Annotated in this window: 14 protein-coding genes; all 14 read right to left on the bottom strand. The window is 63.3% G+C overall.

Annotated features, from left to right (window positions below; all coding sequences use genetic code 11):
* Positions 1 to 10: 10 nt before the first annotated feature.
* Positions 11 to 886, bottom strand: a complete 876-nt coding sequence (locus tag RFM52_RS24325; RefSeq protein WP_320298079.1) for a DMT family transporter — start codon at positions 884 to 886, stop codon at positions 11 to 13.
* A gap of 43 nt (positions 887 to 929) precedes the next feature.
* A complete protein-coding gene (locus RFM52_RS24320) occupies positions 930 to 1,910 on the bottom strand; it encodes an RluA family pseudouridine synthase (protein ID WP_320297963.1) in 981 nt (326 codons plus the stop codon).
* A gap of 107 nt (positions 1,911 to 2,017) precedes the next feature.
* The gene (locus RFM52_RS24315; RefSeq protein WP_320297964.1) at positions 2,018 to 2,383 is read right to left on the bottom strand and encodes a DUF779 domain-containing protein; all 366 of its coding nucleotides are present in this window, start codon (positions 2,381 to 2,383) and stop codon (positions 2,018 to 2,020) included.
* A 64-nt stretch (positions 2,384 to 2,447) separates the two neighbouring features.
* The gene (gene adh / locus RFM52_RS24310; protein ID WP_320297965.1) at positions 2,448 to 3,965 is read right to left on the bottom strand and encodes an aldehyde dehydrogenase; all 1,518 of its coding nucleotides are present in this window, start codon (positions 3,963 to 3,965) and stop codon (positions 2,448 to 2,450) included.
* Positions 3,966 to 4,127: 162 nt separating this feature from the next.
* Entirely contained in the window at positions 4,128 to 5,096 is a 969-nt protein-coding gene (locus RFM52_RS24305) for a helix-turn-helix domain-containing protein (RefSeq protein WP_320297966.1), read from the bottom strand.
* A gap of 270 nt (positions 5,097 to 5,366) precedes the next feature.
* Positions 5,367 to 6,194, bottom strand: coding sequence for an aspartyl/asparaginyl beta-hydroxylase domain-containing protein (locus RFM52_RS24300; protein ID WP_320297967.1), 828 nt, complete (start codon positions 6,192 to 6,194; stop codon positions 5,367 to 5,369).
* A gap of 148 nt (positions 6,195 to 6,342) precedes the next feature.
* Positions 6,343 to 7,653, bottom strand: coding sequence for a replication-associated recombination protein A (locus tag RFM52_RS24295; protein ID WP_320297968.1), 1,311 nt, complete (start codon positions 7,651 to 7,653; stop codon positions 6,343 to 6,345).
* 39 nt (positions 7,654 to 7,692) lie between these two features.
* Entirely contained in the window at positions 7,693 to 9,180 is a 1,488-nt protein-coding gene (locus tag RFM52_RS24290) for a DegQ family serine endoprotease (protein WP_320297969.1), read from the bottom strand.
* A 192-nt stretch (positions 9,181 to 9,372) separates the two neighbouring features.
* Positions 9,373 to 9,804 carry a 50S ribosomal protein L17 gene (gene rplQ, locus RFM52_RS24285; protein ID WP_217570559.1) on the bottom strand — a complete coding sequence of 144 codons (432 nt, stop codon included), beginning with the start codon at positions 9,802 to 9,804 and terminating at the stop codon, positions 9,373 to 9,375.
* A gap of 104 nt (positions 9,805 to 9,908) precedes the next feature.
* Positions 9,909 to 10,919, bottom strand: coding sequence for a DNA-directed RNA polymerase subunit alpha (locus RFM52_RS24280; protein WP_320297970.1), 1,011 nt, complete (start codon positions 10,917 to 10,919; stop codon positions 9,909 to 9,911).
* Between the two features lie 97 nt (positions 10,920 to 11,016).
* Positions 11,017 to 11,406 (bottom strand): 30S ribosomal protein S11, encoded by a 390-nt coding sequence (gene rpsK / locus RFM52_RS24275; protein WP_006205444.1) that lies wholly within the window; start codon positions 11,404 to 11,406, stop codon positions 11,017 to 11,019.
* 125 nt (positions 11,407 to 11,531) lie between these two features.
* Complete coding sequence (gene rpsM, locus RFM52_RS24270; RefSeq protein WP_027170351.1) at positions 11,532 to 11,900, bottom strand: 30S ribosomal protein S13; 369 nt, start codon at positions 11,898 to 11,900, stop codon at positions 11,532 to 11,534.
* 210 nt (positions 11,901 to 12,110) lie between these two features.
* Complete coding sequence (locus RFM52_RS24265) at positions 12,111 to 12,701, bottom strand: adenylate kinase (protein WP_320297971.1); 591 nt, start codon at positions 12,699 to 12,701, stop codon at positions 12,111 to 12,113.
* The gene (gene secY, locus RFM52_RS24260; RefSeq protein WP_320297972.1) at positions 12,698 to 14,038 is read right to left on the bottom strand and encodes a preprotein translocase subunit SecY; all 1,341 of its coding nucleotides are present in this window, start codon (positions 14,036 to 14,038) and stop codon (positions 12,698 to 12,700) included. The genes RFM52_RS24265 and secY overlap by 4 nt, the downstream gene beginning before the upstream one ends.
* Positions 14,039 to 14,241: the final 203 nt, after the last annotated feature.

Raw genomic sequence — 14,241 nt, 5'->3', positions numbered from 1 at the left:
GGCGGGCTGTCTACGGTGCGGGCTGCCTGCGCGCCGGGCGGTTGACGATGATCAATCCCGCGGCGATCAGGCCGAGCGCCAGGATTATCCTGACCGTCGGCGGCTCGCCCAACAACACCGCGCCGCACAGGACGCCGAACACCGGCGACAGGAAGGCGAAGCTCGACAGACCGGCGGCCGGATAGCGCGTGAGCAGCCAGAACCACAACACATAGGTGAAGGCGACGATATAAAAAGACTGGAACAGCAGCGCCAGCGTCGGTAAGGCGGCAACCGCGCGGATCGGCGGGCCGGCGAAGGGCATCACCAGCAGGCCGACGACAGTTGCACCCGCAAGCTGATAGAGCAGAAGCTTTTCGGCGTTGGTTTCCACCAGTTTCGACCGCTTTATGGAGATACTGGTCGCCGCCCAGAGAATGCCCGAGCCGAGACTGGGCAGATCACCCGTCAGCGTCGCGTCGCGGCCGGCTCCGATACCGTCGGAGAAAACCGCCGCCAGGCCGCAGAAAGCGAGAACAAGCCCTCCGAGCTTGCGCGCGTTGATGCGCTCACCAAGCAGGAAATGGCCGCCGATCAGCACCCAGAACGGCATGGTGTTGACCAACAGCGTGTTGCGGGCAACGGTCGTGTGCTCGAGCCCGATATAAAGGCACAGGAACTCAACACCGAAGAGCGCGCCGACGACGATGCCGGCAACCAGCGTCTCGTCCCTTTCGAACAGCTTGATGCCGCGCAGCCGGCACCAGCCAAGCACACAGGCTCCCCCGATGAGCGAACGCGCGATCGAGACGAAGACAGGGTCGTAACCTGCATAGGAGATCTTGGCGGCGACGTAGTTCAGGCCCCAGGAAAAGGTCAGCCCGACCATGATGGCAGCCGCGGCCATGTCGACTGCATCGCGACGGTCCAGTGCCGAGGCGATAGCCAAGTCAGTCCTCCGCGCTGGCGTCGTCGAAGCCGATCAGGTTCCAGCTCTGCCGCATATGCGGCGACAGCGGCGCCGTGACGTCGATGACGCCCTGGTCCGGGTGCGGGATGATAATGCGGCGCGCGTGCAGGTGCAGGCGGTTTTGAATGCCACCCGGAAAATCCCAGTTGGTATCGGCCTCGAAATATTTGGGGTCGCCGATGATCGGGCAACCTATGTAGGCGGCGTGAACGCGCAACTGGTGGGTGCGGCCGGTATAGGGCTCCATCTCCAGCCAGGTCATCGTCTGCGCTGCCTGCTCGATGACACGATAGTAGGAGACGGCGTGGTCGGCGCCCTTCTCGCCATGCGCGGCCACGCGTACGCGGTCGCCATCCTCCGTCGGCTCCTTGATCAGCCAGGTCGAGATCTTGTCCTCGCGCTTGGGCGGCACGCCCTTGACCAGCGCCCAATAGGTCTTCTTGGTCTCGCGCGCCCGGAACGCTTCCGAAAGCTTCATCGCGGCAAGACGGGTGCGGGCAACGACCAGCACCCCGGACGTGTCGCGGTCGAGACGGTGGACAAGCCGCGGTTTCTCGCCCTTCTGGTTGCGCCAGGCCTCCAGCATGTCGTCGACATTGCGGGTGACGCCGGAGCCGCCCTGCACGGCCAGGCCGGCCGGCTTGTTGAAGACGAAGACTTTCGGGTCCTCGTGCAACAGCATCTTGGCGAGCACGTCGGCATCGCCCTGGTTGCGGATCGAGTGGCCGGTGAGAGGTGCATCGCCCTTCTTGTCGACGTCGAGCGGCGGAACGCGGACGGACTGGCCGGGTTCGACGCGCGTGTCGGCCTTCACCCGGCCGCCATCGACGCGGATCTGGCCGGACCGAAGCAGTTTCTGCAGGTGGCCGAAGCCGAGGCCCGGATAATGGACCTTGAACCAGCGGTCGAGCCGCATGCCCGCCTCGCCGGCCTCAACCGTGATCTGTTCAACACCTGCCATGGATACGCTTTTCCGTTTGAAAGCGGCGCCATAGCACTAAGGCGAGCGTGTTGCGAGCCAAAGACCCAAGAAAGCCTGACGATTACCCCAATCGTCGCGCTACTCGCTCAGTTGCCGGAAGATGGCGGCGGCACGGCGCAGATCGTCGAGCGCGTCAGGAACCGTTTCTCGCGGCCGTTGTCGAGCGAGAACATGCCGCCCCTGCCCTTCACCACATCGATGATCAGGTCGGTGTGCTTCCACGCCTCGAATTGCGAGGCGCTGATATAGACCGGCGTGTCGCCGATCTCGCCGAGCCGCACATCATTGTCGCCGATCATGAACTCTGCGCGTGGATAGCACATTGGCGACGAGCCATCGCAGCAACCGCCGGACTGGTGGAACAGAACCGGGCCGTGATCGGCGATGATCTCGGCCAACAGCGCCTCGGCCTCCGGCGTGGCCGACACTTTGCCCAACGAAGCGTTGTCCATAGAATCCTCCTCCGAATGACGGGAGAGCGCGGGTGAGCCGCGCCCTCCCTTCGCCCTGGGAGGATCAGAAGAAGCCGAGCTTCTTGGGGCTGTAGCTGACCAGCATGTTCTTGGTCTGCTGGTAGTGGTCGAGCATCATCTTGTGCGTCTCGCGGCCGATGCCGGACTGCTTGTAGCCACCGAAGGCGGCATGCGCCGGATAGGCATGATAGCAGTTGGTCCACACGCGTCCGGCCTGGATGGCGCGGCCGAAGCGGTAGCAGCGGTTCGCGTCGCGGCTCCAGATGCCGGCGCCCAGTCCGTAGAGCGTGTCGTTGGCGATCGACAGCGCCTCGTCATCGTCCTTGAAGGTCGTCACGGACACGACGGGGCCAAAGATCTCCTCCTGGAAGATGCGCATCTTGTTGTTGCCCTTGAACACGGTCGGCTTGACGTAGTAGCCACCGGCAAGATCGCCAGGCAGATGGGCTTGCTCGCCGCCTGTCAGCACTTCGGCGCCTTCCTGGCGGCCGATGTCGAAGTAGGACAGGATCTTTTCCAGCTGCTCGCTCGATGCCTGCGCGCCGATCATGGTGGCGGGATCGAGCGGATCGCCCTGGACGATCGCCTCGACGCGCTTCAGCGCGCGCTCGATGAACTTGTCGTAGATCTTCTCATGCACCAGCGCGCGGCTCGGGCATGTGCAGACCTCGCCCTGGTTGAGCGCGAACATGACGAAGCCCTCGATCGCCTTATCGAAGAAATCGTCGTCTTCCGCCGTCACGTCCTGGAAGAAGATGTTGGGCGACTTGCCGCCAAGTTCGAGCGTCACCGGAATGAGGTTCTGGCTGGCATATTGCGAGATCAGCCGGCCCGTCGTGGTCTCCCCGGTGAAGGCGATCTTGGCGATGCGGTTCGACGAAGCGAGCGGCTTGCCGGCCTCCAGGCCGAAGCCGTTGACGATGTTGAGCACGCCTTCGGGCAGAAGGTCGCCGATCAGGTCGGCCCACAGCATGATCGTCGCCGGTGTCTGCTCGGCGGGTTTCAGCACCACGCAGTTGCCGGCGGCAAGCGCCGGCGCCAGCTTCCACACCGCCATCAGCAGCGGGAAGTTCCACGGGATGATCTGGCCGACGACGCCGAGCGGCTCGTGGAAGTGGTAGGCGACGGTGTCGTGGTCGATCTCGGAGATCGAGCCCTCCTGGCTGCGCAGCACACCGGCGAAATAGCGGAAATGGTCGATGGCTAAGGGAAGGTCCGCCGCGGTCGTCTCGCGGATCGGCTTGCCGTTGTCCCAGGTCTCGGCGAGCGCCAGCAGGTCGAGGTTGTCCTCCATCCGGTCGGCGATGCGGTTGAGGATCAGCGCGCGGGCCGCTGGACTGGTCTTGCCCCAGGCATCCTTGGCCTTGTGCGCAGCATCGAGCGCCGCCTCGACGTCCGTTGCATCCGAGCGGGCGATCTCGCCCAGCGGGCGACCGGTGACCGGCGAGATGTTTTCGAAATATCTGCCGGCGTGCGGCGCCATCCACTTGCCGCCGATAAAGTTGTCGTAGCGCTTGGCGAAAGGAACCTTGGCCGTACGCGAAAATTCCACCTTGTTCATCACTTCCTCCCAAAGAAGCACGCCGCGGGATGCGGCGCGTCAGGAGGAAAGGGTCGCGGATAGTCTTCGGTTTGTCAGCCCATGGTGGGGCGATCATGGCCGCCAAGTGTCGCAGAACTGCGACAGGTCATTTCACTTAAATGAAAGGTCAGGTCCGGGAAATCAATGCGGGCGCCGGATGGCGAAACGTGCGAGCTTGCGATGCAGTGTCGCGCGCGAAATGCCGAGGTTTTGGGCCGCCGCCGAGACATTGCCGCCGGCGCGCGCCAGTGCCCGCTGCAGCACGCTGCGCTCCGCGTCGTCGAGGTCTTCGGCACCCTTCGCAGGATCGCCAAGGACATCGGCAGCCAGCAATCCCTTGGCCAGCGTTTCGCGCGTTATGCCGAGCGCCAGGCGCGCGGAGCGCGTGGCACCGATCACCAGATCATCCGAGTCGACAGCGATCAGCGCGCCCGTGCTGCGCTCGCCAAGCGGCGCAAGCAGGATGCGGGCATTCGCGAACGCCAGCCGGAAATTCTCCGCCTCGATCCGGCGGGCGGCATCGCCGACCGCAATGGCGATGAGCTGGACGAAGCCTTCGGTAAGGTCCGAGCGGCAGGACGACACGTCGAGCGCGGCCGCCAGATTGCCTTCGTGGTCGTAGACCGGCGCCGTGGTGCAGCTGAGCAGCGTGTTGCGCGAAAAGAAGTGCTGGTCGCGGTGGATGGTCAGTGCCCGTTGGTCGGCAATGCAGGTGCCGATCCCATTGGTGCCCTCGCTCTCCTCGCTCCAGACCGTGCCGGTCCATAGACCCCATTCATCGAATGTTTCATCGTCGGCAACCGCCCCCCTGCGCTCGAGCGGGATGCCGTCGCGGTCTGCCATCATCACGCAGCAGCCGACACCGCCGACGGCGAGGTACAGTCGATTGAGGCTCCCTTCGGCGGCGCGGACGAGTTGTTCGGTGCGCTGCCTCGCAAGCCGCAGTTCGCCTTCAGTCAATCGCCTGGGTGCCTTCCGTTCGGCCGGGTCGAGACCGTGTAGCTGGAGTGATCGTCGCCAGGAGGCGATCAGCGCCGAATGGGCCGCATCGCTCTTAGCGATCGATGCCTCGATAAAATCCGCATGACCGGCTGCTTGCAGTCCGCCCAACGCTATCCTCCCGGCGAGCAGAACCTCCCTCTGCTCCGTCGTCATATTCGCCAGAACATTTCCGACGCCACAGCTGCCCGGCCCTTTTATAGAACCGCTGGCCGCAACAGGTATTTGATTTGGCGCAATCCCGGTCGAAACCGCCCGGCATTTCCTATTACTGGCCTGGACTTTCTAAAGATCGTCGCTCGTTGGCGCCATACGACGTTGGTTCAAGAGCAGATTGGCGGTTCGGCCGATGTGCCGGCCGAACCAGGGCGAGGCGCCAAGTCAGTTGGCGGCCGCCTTCGGCTTGGACGAGCCGATCATCTTCCAGTTCTTGTAGAAGACGGAATTGATGCGCTCCACACTGACCGATACGATGGCGAGAAGCCCCGCGATCAGCTTCGGGAACGGAGACGGGCGGATGATGTCGACGAAGACGCAGTAGCGGCGGCCGTCATATTCGTTGACCGAGCGGTGGAACAGCGTGTCGTCGAAGATGAACAGCGGGTTGTCGTACCAGTAGTTCTTCTTGCTGCCGCACTGAACGAAGATTTCCGCCTGCACCGGAATCAGATTGTAGAGGATGCGCAGGCTGAGCCGCAGCGGACCGAAATGCCAGGACGTGGATTCGCGCTTGCTGAAAACGGATACCGCGATCGTCTTGATGTATTTGTAGTCCTTGTTGAATTCGGGAACGTTGTCGATCTTGTGCTTGCCGTACCACTGGTAGACATACATGCCGCGCCGGCCGGCGCCGAAATTGGCGTCGATGTCTGCGATGATCTCGTCCTTGCGGGCCTTGAAGACGCCCAGCACCTCGTTGATCTCGCGCTGATAGTCCTCGGGGAACTGCTCGGGCTTCCAGACACCGGGGTTGCGGTAGCAGAGAAGGTCGACGATCAGGTTGAATGGCGACAACAGCCAGGTGAACAGGCCATTGCCGAGGAAGTAGCGCTCGAACAGATTCAGGTTCTTCTGGTCGTTGCGCATGACATCGATCAGGCCGCAGACGACCCAGATCGTCGCCAGGATCGGGATGAAGTAGAAGGCGAGCGCGAGAACCACGACCGCGATGGCGGCCTTGCGGAGCGACTTGACGGTTTTCTTTTTCATTGTCATTCGCGCGGGAGCGCGATCCTGTTCCATGAGACAAAATCACGGCGACCCCCGCCAGCCGTGCGTCTTGATAAGATTTTTTGTTTCCCGGCACAATGCCGCCGCACGTGGTCCGCCACGGCGGCCGACCATTGGGCTGCACAACTCAGCTGTTCCGTTCGCTGCGCAGCTTTGCCCAGTATTCCAGCCGCTTGCGGATGTCGCGCTCGAAACCGCGTTCCGGCGGATCGTAGAAAGTGCGCCGACCCATCTTTTCCGGAAAATAGTCCTGGCCCGAAAACGCGTCCGGCTCGTCATGGTCGTAGCGATAGCCGGCGCCGTAATCCTCCTGCTTCATCAGCTTGGTGGGCGCGTTGAGGATGTGCTTGGGCGGCAGCAGCGAGCCGAACTCCTTGGCGGCCGCGGTCGCGGCCTTGAAGGCGTTGTAGACGGCGTTGGATTTCGGCGCGGTGGCCAGATAGACGGCGGCCTGGGCGAAGGCGAGCTCGCCTTCGGGAGAACCCAGATAGTCATAGGCGTCCTTGGCTGCATTGGCGACTACAAGCGCTTGCGGATCGGCGAGCCCGATATCCTCCACCGCCATGCGCACGAGCCGGCGGCCGAGGTAGAGCGGGTCCTCGCCGGCATCGAACATGCGGGCAAGATAGTAGAGCGCGGCATCCGGATCGGAGCCGCGCACCGATTTATGCAGCGCCGAGATCAGATTGTAATGGCCGTCCTGGCCCTTGTCGTAGATCGGGGCGCGGCGCTGGATGACGCGCTGCAGGCCCTCCGGGCCGAACACTTCGCCTTTCTTGGCGGCGCGCCAGACTTCCTCGGCCAGCGTTAGCGAGGCGCGGCCGTCGCCGTCAGCCATGCGGATGAGCATGGCACGCGCTTCGTCATCGAGCGGCAGCGCCCTGCCCTCGGTTTCTTCCGCCCGCGCCAGAAGCTTGGCGATGCTTTCCTCGCCCAGCGAACGGAACACCAGCACACGCGCGCGCGACAGAAGCGCTGCGTTCAGCTCGAAGGACGGGTTCTCCGTCGTGGCGCCCACCAGCACCACCGTGCCGTCTTCCATCACCGGGAGGAAACCGTCCTGCTGGGCGCGGTTGAAGCGATGGATCTCGTCGACGAAGAGCAGCGTCTGGCGGCCGTTGGAGCGCCTCAGCTTCGCCGCCTCGAAGACTTTCTTGAGGTCCGCGACGCCGGAAAACACGGCCGAGATCTGCTCGAAGGCAAGATTGGTCTCACCGGCCAGCAGCCGCGCCACGGTCGTCTTGCCAGTGCCGGGCGGACCCCAGAAGATCATCGAGCCGAGCGAACCGGAATCGATCAGCCTGGTCAGCGCGCCGTCGGGGCCAGTCAGATGCTCCTGGCCGACGACCTCGCCGAGGTTTTTGGGGCGCAATCGGTCGGCAAGCGGCCGTCCAGGTGGCGCTTTCTCCGGTTCATCGGAACTGAACAGATCGGCCATTCATGTCTTCAAGGCTAGAGGACGATCCCTTGGATCGCCTCAATAACGCAATACCTGACGCAGTATCTGCCCGCCACGCTCGACGGTAAAGCGCCACCAGCGCGTGTCCTGCTGGGCAACCTGTGCCAGCGTCGCCGCGGTGTCGATGGTGGTGCCGTTCACCTCGCGCACGATATCGCCGGGCTGGAAGCCGAAATCGGCAGCCGGCGAATCGCGGCTGATATCGATGACGGTGACGCCCTTGAGATCGGTGCGCAGGCCAAGCCTCTGGGCAAGCCTGGGCGACAGTTCCGCGACCTTGGCGCCGGAAAAGGGACTGCGGCCACGCAAGGTCACTTCACTGGGCTTGGCGCCTTCCGGCGCGCGCTCCAGTGGGATTTCCAACGTCGCCTGCTGCCCCTTGCTCAGCACGGCGAAGGTCGCCTTGGTACCGATCGACAGCGTCGCCATGCGGTAGTCGAGGGCCTCGATGCTTTCGACCGGCGTGTTGTTGAGCGATAGGATGACATCGCCCGCCTTGAGCCCCGCCTTGCCCGCCGGCCCCGTGGCGTCAACCGACGACACCAGGGCGCCGGTCGGCTTCTCCATGCCGAGCGATTCGGCGATCTGCGGCGTCACCATCTCGAATTCGGCGCCGATATAGGGACGCTCGAAGAAATCGAGGCCGGCCTTGGCGGCGTCGGCGAAGGCGCGGACCATGTTCGAGGGAATGGCGAAGCCGATGCCGATCGAGCCACCGCTGCGGCTGTAGATCGCCGTGTTGATGCCGACCAGTTGGCCGCCCATGTTGATAAGGGCGCCGCCCGAGTTGCCGGGATTGATGGCGGCATCGGTCTGGATGAAATAGCCCGAATCCGAGACGCCGATATGGCTGCGGGCAAGCGCCGAGACGATGCCGCTGGTGGTGGTCTGGCCGACGCCGAACGGGTTGCCGATGGCGAGCACCAGGTCGCCGACCTCAAGCGCGTCGGAATCGCCGATGGCGATCACCGGGAACGGCTTGTCGGCCGAGATCTTGAGCACGGCGAGATCGAGCGTCTCGTCCTTGAGCATGACCTTGGAGGTGAACTCGCGTCCGTCCGCGGTTGCAACCTTCACCTCGTCGGCGTCCTTGATGACGTGGAAGTTGGTGACGATCACACCGCTCGGATCGACCAGCACGCCGGAGCCCAGCGAGGACTGCGCGCGCGGCTGGGCGCGGCCGAAGAATTCCTCGAAGAAGGGATCGCCCTCGAAGGGCGAGGTCACCTTGGCGGTCTGCGAGGCATAGACATTGACGACGGCCGGGGCCGTCTGCTTGACCAGCGGCGCGAATGAGAGCTGCACTTGCTCGCGGCCGAACGGCACGCGCTTGTCCGGGCTGGACGTGCCGTTCTCGCCTTCGACGCCATGCAAGAGATCGGTCAGCACGTCGGAAAGACCCGGATCGGCCGGCTTGGCGGCGTCCTCGGCAAAAGCCTGTCTTGTGGCCGGTGCCGCGGCGAAGACGGCCAGGGCGGCAACAAGAAACAGTCGTTTGAGCTGCATTTTCGAATCCCTCCAGATCGGGCGCCATTGTCTCGACGATTGTGCAGAATGAAAGGCTAATGCACATAATTGCGACACTTGTCGCGCAAAAGCGTGAAGCTGGAAGTGAAATTCCACGCGCCCGGCTCAAACCTCTTCCAAATGCAAAAGGGGCCCGTAGGCCCCTTGAAGTCATTGATGAAAACGCTGGCCTCAGGCGGCAGCGGCTTCCTCATTGGCGCCTTCAGCCTCGAGACGGGCGCGGTCGCCGGCGCCCTTGGCCGAGGTGTCGCGATCGACGAATTCGATGACCGCCATGGCGGCGTTGTCGCCTTTGCGGAAGCCCGCCTTCATGATGCGCAGGTAGCCGCCGTTGCGGGTGGCGTAGCGCGGAGCGAGGGTCTCGAACAGGCGCTTGACGACGCCTTCATTACCGATCTGCGCGATCACCTGGCGGCGGGCGTGCAGATCGCCGCGCTTGCCGAGCGTCACCAGCTTCTCGACGATCGGACGCAGGTCCTTTGCCTTCGGCAGGGTGGTGACGATCTGCTCGTGCTCGATCAGAGACACGGCGAGGTTGGCGAACATCGACTTGCGGTGGCTGATGCTGCGGGCGAAACGACGGCCTTTGAAACCGTGGCGCATGGCTCTTTTCCTTCTTCAGTTGTTCGAGAGGCCACGGCCTCTGATGGTTTTCCGCATGACCGTCGGATCGAGCGGCTCTCGCCGCCGATCCTTGGAATTCATGCTCAATATTGGTCTTCGTAACGCTTGGCGAGGTCTTCGATGTTTTCCGGCGGCCAGTCCGGCACTTCCATGCCGAGGTGCAGGCCCATGGCCGCCAGCACTTCCTTGATCTCGTTCAGCGACTTGCGGCCGAAGTTCGGGGTGCGCAGCATCTCGGCTTCGGTCTTCTGGATCAGGTCGCCGATATAGACGATGTTGTCGTTCTTCAGGCAGTTTGCCGAACGCACCGAAAGCTCGAGCTCGTCGACCTTCTTGAGCAGCGCCGGGTTGAAGGCGAGCTCTGTGACGGCTTCGGCGGCAACTTCCTTCTGCGGCTCGTCGAAGTTGACGAACAGCGCAAGCTGGTCCTGCAGGATGCGGGCGGCGAAAGCGACCGCATCCTCGCCCGAGATCGAGCCGTTGGTCTCGATGCTCATGGTCAGCTTGTCGTAGTCGAGCACCTGGCCCTCGCGGGTGTTCTCGACCTTGTAGGAGACCTTCTTGACCGGCGAGTAGAGGCTGTCGACCGGGATCAGGCCGATCGGCGCGTCCTCGGCGCGGTTGCGCTCGGCCGGCACATAGCCCTTGCCGGTGTCGACGGTGAACTCCATGCGGATCTCGGCGCCCTCGTCCAGCGTGCAGATGACGTGGTCGGGGTTGAGGATCTCGACGTCGCCCACGGTCTGGATGTCGCCTGCGAGCACCGCACCCGGGCCCTGCTTGCGAACGACCATGCGCTTGGGACCATCGCCTTCCATGCGGATGGCGATTTCCTTGATGTTGAGCACGATGTCGGTCACGTCCTCGCGCACACCGGCGATGGACGAGAATTCATGCAGCACGCCGTCGATCTGCACGGCGGTGACAGCAGCGCCGCGCAGCGAAGACAGAAGCACGCGCCGCAGCGCGTTGCCGAGCGTCAAGCCGAAGCCGCGCTCGAGCGGCTCGGCCACCAGCGTGGTCAGCGTCTTCTTCTTCGACGAGAACTCGATCTTGTTCGGCTTGATCAGTTCCTGCCAGTTTTTCTGGATCATAAATATCTTCCTTCCTTTGCCCCGCCACCATCCAATCGTGGCGGGCGACACGGAAAACCGCGGAGGAACGCCATGGCGTTCGCGCGGCGCTTAAAAATCAGACGCGGCGCTTCTTGCGCGGACGGCAGCCATTGTGCGGGATCGGCGTCACGTCGCGGATCGAGGTGATGGTGAAGCCCGCGGCCTGCAGCGCGCGGAGCGCCGATTCACGGCCGGAGCCGGGTCCACAGACCTCGACCTCGAGCATGCGCATGCCGTGTTCCTGTGCCTTCTTGGCGACGTCCTCGGCAGCCATCTGGGCAGCGAACGGGGTCGACTTGCGCGAACCCTTGAAGCCCTGGGCTCCAGCCGACGACCAGGCAATCGAATTGCCCTGCGCGTCGGTGATGGTGATCATGGTGTTGTTGAAGGTCGAATTGACGTGGGCAACGCCCGACGAGATGTTCTTGCGTTCGCGACGGCGAACACGAGCGGCTTCCTTGGCCATGGTAGTCCTTTCAGTTGATCTCTACACCGCCGTAATGCCAGCGGCTCCACCTGGGAAAGCGAGTAGTGAGTAGGGATTAGCGAATAGGGGCCCTACTCGCTAATGGCTACTCGCTATTCGCTCAATTACTTCTTCTTGCCGGCGATCGCCTTAGCCGGGCCCTTGCGGGTGCGCGCATTGGTGTGCGTGCGCTGGCCGCGAACCGGCAGCGAGCGGCGATGACGCAGGCCGCGGTAGCAGCCGAGGTCCATGAGCCGCTTGATGTTCATCGAGACTTCGCGGCGCAGGTCGCCTTCGACCTGGTAGTCGCGGTCGATCGTCTCGCGGATCTGCAGCACTTCCGCGTCGGTCAGCTGGTTGACGCGGCGGTCCGCCGGGATGCCGACCTTGTCGACGATCTCCTGGGCAAACTTCTTGCCGATGCCGTGAATGTACTGAAGCGCGATGACGACGCGCTTGTTGGTCGGAATGTTGACGCCGGCTATACGAGCCATTTTCTTCTCTTTTTCCATGTGGGCCGGGCATGTCCGGCGCTGTCGAAGTTGCCCCGCGTCCGGTGGAGGCCGGCCCTTGCGGGAGTTTCCTGGTTCAAAGCGGATGCCTTGCCCGCAAGGGCAAGCAAAGTCCATGCCTGATAGGAAGACGGGCCGCCATACCCCAAGGGCCCACTCCAGTCAAGCGCAATCTTCAATTGCCGGCCCGGCCTACTTCACCGCGGCCGCGAGCACCTTGCCGATCTCGGCGGTGACCGCATCGATGCCGGCCATGCCGTCGACGGTCTTGAGCTTGCCTTTGGCGTAGTAGTAGCCGATCAGCGGCGCCGTCTTCTTGTAGTATTCGCGCAGGCGTTCTTCGAACACCGCCGGGTTATCGTCCTTGCGCACCGGCTGGCCGGCGGCCTTGGCATCCTCGGCGCGTTTGACGATTCGCCCAACCAGCGCCTTGTCGTCGACGACGAGCTCGACGACGGTGTCGAGCGCAATGCCGCGCTCGGCGAGCATGGCCTCGACCGCGTCGGCCTGAACCAGCGTGCGCGGATAACCGTCGAGGATGAAACCCTTGGCGCAGTCCGGCTGATCGATTCGCTCGGCGACGATGGCGTTGACGATCGCATCGGAGACCAGCTCACCGGCATCCATCACCGCCTTGGCACGCTTGCCGACCTCGGTTCCGGCCTGGACTGCGGCACGCAACATGTCACCCGTCGAGAGCTGCGGTATGCCGTGTTGTTCTACCAGTCTTTGTGCTTGCGTCCCCTTGCCCGCTCCTGGCGGCCCAAGCAAAATCAGCCTCATCTGCTCCTCTTCCCCCCGCGCAACTTCGACTTCTTGATCAGGCCCTCATACTGGTGCGCGATCAGGTGACCCTGAATCTGCGCCACCGTGTCGAGCGTGACACTGACCACGATCAGAAGCGATGTGCCACCGAGGTAGAAAGGTACGCCAGTCGCCGAAATCAGAAACTCCGGCAGCAAACAGACCAGCACCAGGTAGATGGCGCCGATGACGGTGATACGCGTCAGAACATAGTCGATATATTCGGCGGTGCGCTCGCCCGGACGATAGCCCGGAATGAAGCCGGAGTGCTTCTTGAGCTGGTCGGCCGTGTCCTTCGGGTTGAAGACGATCGCCGTGTAGAAGAAGGCGAAGAAGACGATCATGCCCGCATAGAAGATCATGTAGAGCGGCTGGCCATGGCCGAGCGAGGCCAGGATCGTGCTTGCCCAGGCCGGCAGGTTCGTCGCCTGCGAGAAGCCCGCGACCGTCGCCGGCAGAAGCAGCAGCGAGGACGCGAAGATCGGCGGGATGACGCCCGAGGTGTTGAGCTTCAGCGGCAGGTGCGAGGTATCGCCCTGGAACATGCGATTGCCGACCTGGCGCTTCGGATACTGGATGAGCAGGCGGCGCTGCGCGCGCTCGAAGAAAACGATCAGCGCAATGACGACGATGGCCAGCACGATGATCGCGAGGATGAGGCCCGTCGACAACGCGCCGGTACGGCCAAGTTCCAGCGTGCCGGAGATCGCCCGCGGCAGGCCGGCGACGATGCCGGAGAAGATGATCAGCGAAATGCCGTTGCCAATGCCGCGCGCGGTGATCTGCTCACCGAGCCACATCAGGAACATGGTGCCGCCGACCAGCGTGACGACCGTCGAGATGCGGAAGAACATGCCGGGATCGTTGACGATGCCGTTGCCGCCCTCGAGACCGATCGAAATGCCGTAGGCCTGGATCAGCGCCAGGAGCACGGTGCCGTAGCGCGTGTACTGGTTGATGATCTTGCGGCCCTGCTCGCCTTCCTTCTTCAGCGTTTCCAGCGACGGGATGACCGAGGTCATCAGCTGCATGATGATGGAGGCGGAGATGTAAGGCATGATGCCCAGCGCGAAGATCGCCATGCGCTGCACGGCGCCGCCGGCGAACATGTTGAACATGCCGAGCACGCCCTTGCTCTGCGAGGAGAAGGCCTGGGCGAAAGCGTCGGGGTTGATGCCGGGAAGCGGGATGTAGGTGCCGAGGCGGTAGACGAGCAGCGCGCCGATGGTGAACCAGATGCGCTTCTTGAGATCCTCGGCCTTGGCGAAGGCCGCGAAATTCAGATTGGAGGCTAGTTGTTCAGCAGCCGAGGCCATGCCTGATTCTCCGCTAGAGCATGATGCCGAAAAGTGTGAAGCGGTCTTCGGACGACATCACGCTCTACTTCATTAATTTCCATGTCACGCTCGATGCCCGCAGCTCAGGCAGCGCGTGTCACCGAAGCCCACGAGATAAGCTCCGGACCGTAAACATGCAAGCGGCCGCGTTGACGCGGCCGCCCAATTCATCTGGTCAAAGC

The organism is Mesorhizobium humile (assembly GCF_033977215.1).
Taxonomy (GTDB): Bacteria; Pseudomonadota; Alphaproteobacteria; order Rhizobiales; family Rhizobiaceae; genus Mesorhizobium; species Mesorhizobium humile.
The sequence above is the reverse complement of the archived record's forward strand: the minus strand, read 5'-3'. Positions and strand labels throughout refer to the sequence as shown.

Bases quoted from the DNA above. Each gene is read 5' to 3' on its own strand.
- rpsK (WP_006205444.1), bottom strand. From the start codon at position 11,406: ATGGCCAAGGAAGCCGCTCGTGTTCGCCGTCGCGAACGCAAGAACATC.
- rpsM (WP_027170351.1), bottom strand. From the start codon at position 11,900: ATGGCTCGTATAGCCGGCGTCAACATTCCGACCAACAAGCGCGTCGTC.
- RFM52_RS24290 (WP_320297969.1), bottom strand. From the start codon at position 9,180: ATGCAGCTCAAACGACTGTTTCTTGTTGCCGCCCTGGCCGTCTTCGCC.
- RFM52_RS24315 (WP_320297964.1), bottom strand. From the start codon at position 2,383: ATGGACAACGCTTCGTTGGGCAAAGTGTCGGCCACGCCGGAGGCCGAG.
- RFM52_RS24320 (WP_320297963.1), bottom strand. From the start codon at position 1,910: ATGGCAGGTGTTGAACAGATCACGGTTGAGGCCGGCGAGGCGGGCATG.
- rplQ (WP_217570559.1), bottom strand. From the start codon at position 9,804: ATGCGCCACGGTTTCAAAGGCCGTCGTTTCGCCCGCAGCATCAGCCAC.
- RFM52_RS24295 (WP_320297968.1), bottom strand. From the start codon at position 7,653: ATGGCCGATCTGTTCAGTTCCGATGAACCGGAGAAAGCGCCACCTGGA.
- RFM52_RS24325 (WP_320298079.1), bottom strand. From the start codon at position 886: ATGGCCGCGGCTGCCATCATGGTCGGGCTGACCTTTTCCTGGGGCCTG.
- secY (WP_320297972.1), bottom strand. From the start codon at position 14,038: ATGGCCTCGGCTGCTGAACAACTAGCCTCCAATCTGAATTTCGCGGCC.
- adh (WP_320297965.1), bottom strand. From the start codon at position 3,965: ATGAACAAGGTGGAATTTTCGCGTACGGCCAAGGTTCCTTTCGCCAAG.
- RFM52_RS24300 (WP_320297967.1), bottom strand. From the start codon at position 6,194: ATGAAAAAGAAAACCGTCAAGTCGCTCCGCAAGGCCGCCATCGCGGTC.
- RFM52_RS24265 (WP_320297971.1), bottom strand. From the start codon at position 12,701: ATGAGGCTGATTTTGCTTGGGCCGCCAGGAGCGGGCAAGGGGACGCAA.
- RFM52_RS24280 (WP_320297970.1), bottom strand. From the start codon at position 10,919: ATGATCCAGAAAAACTGGCAGGAACTGATCAAGCCGAACAAGATCGAG.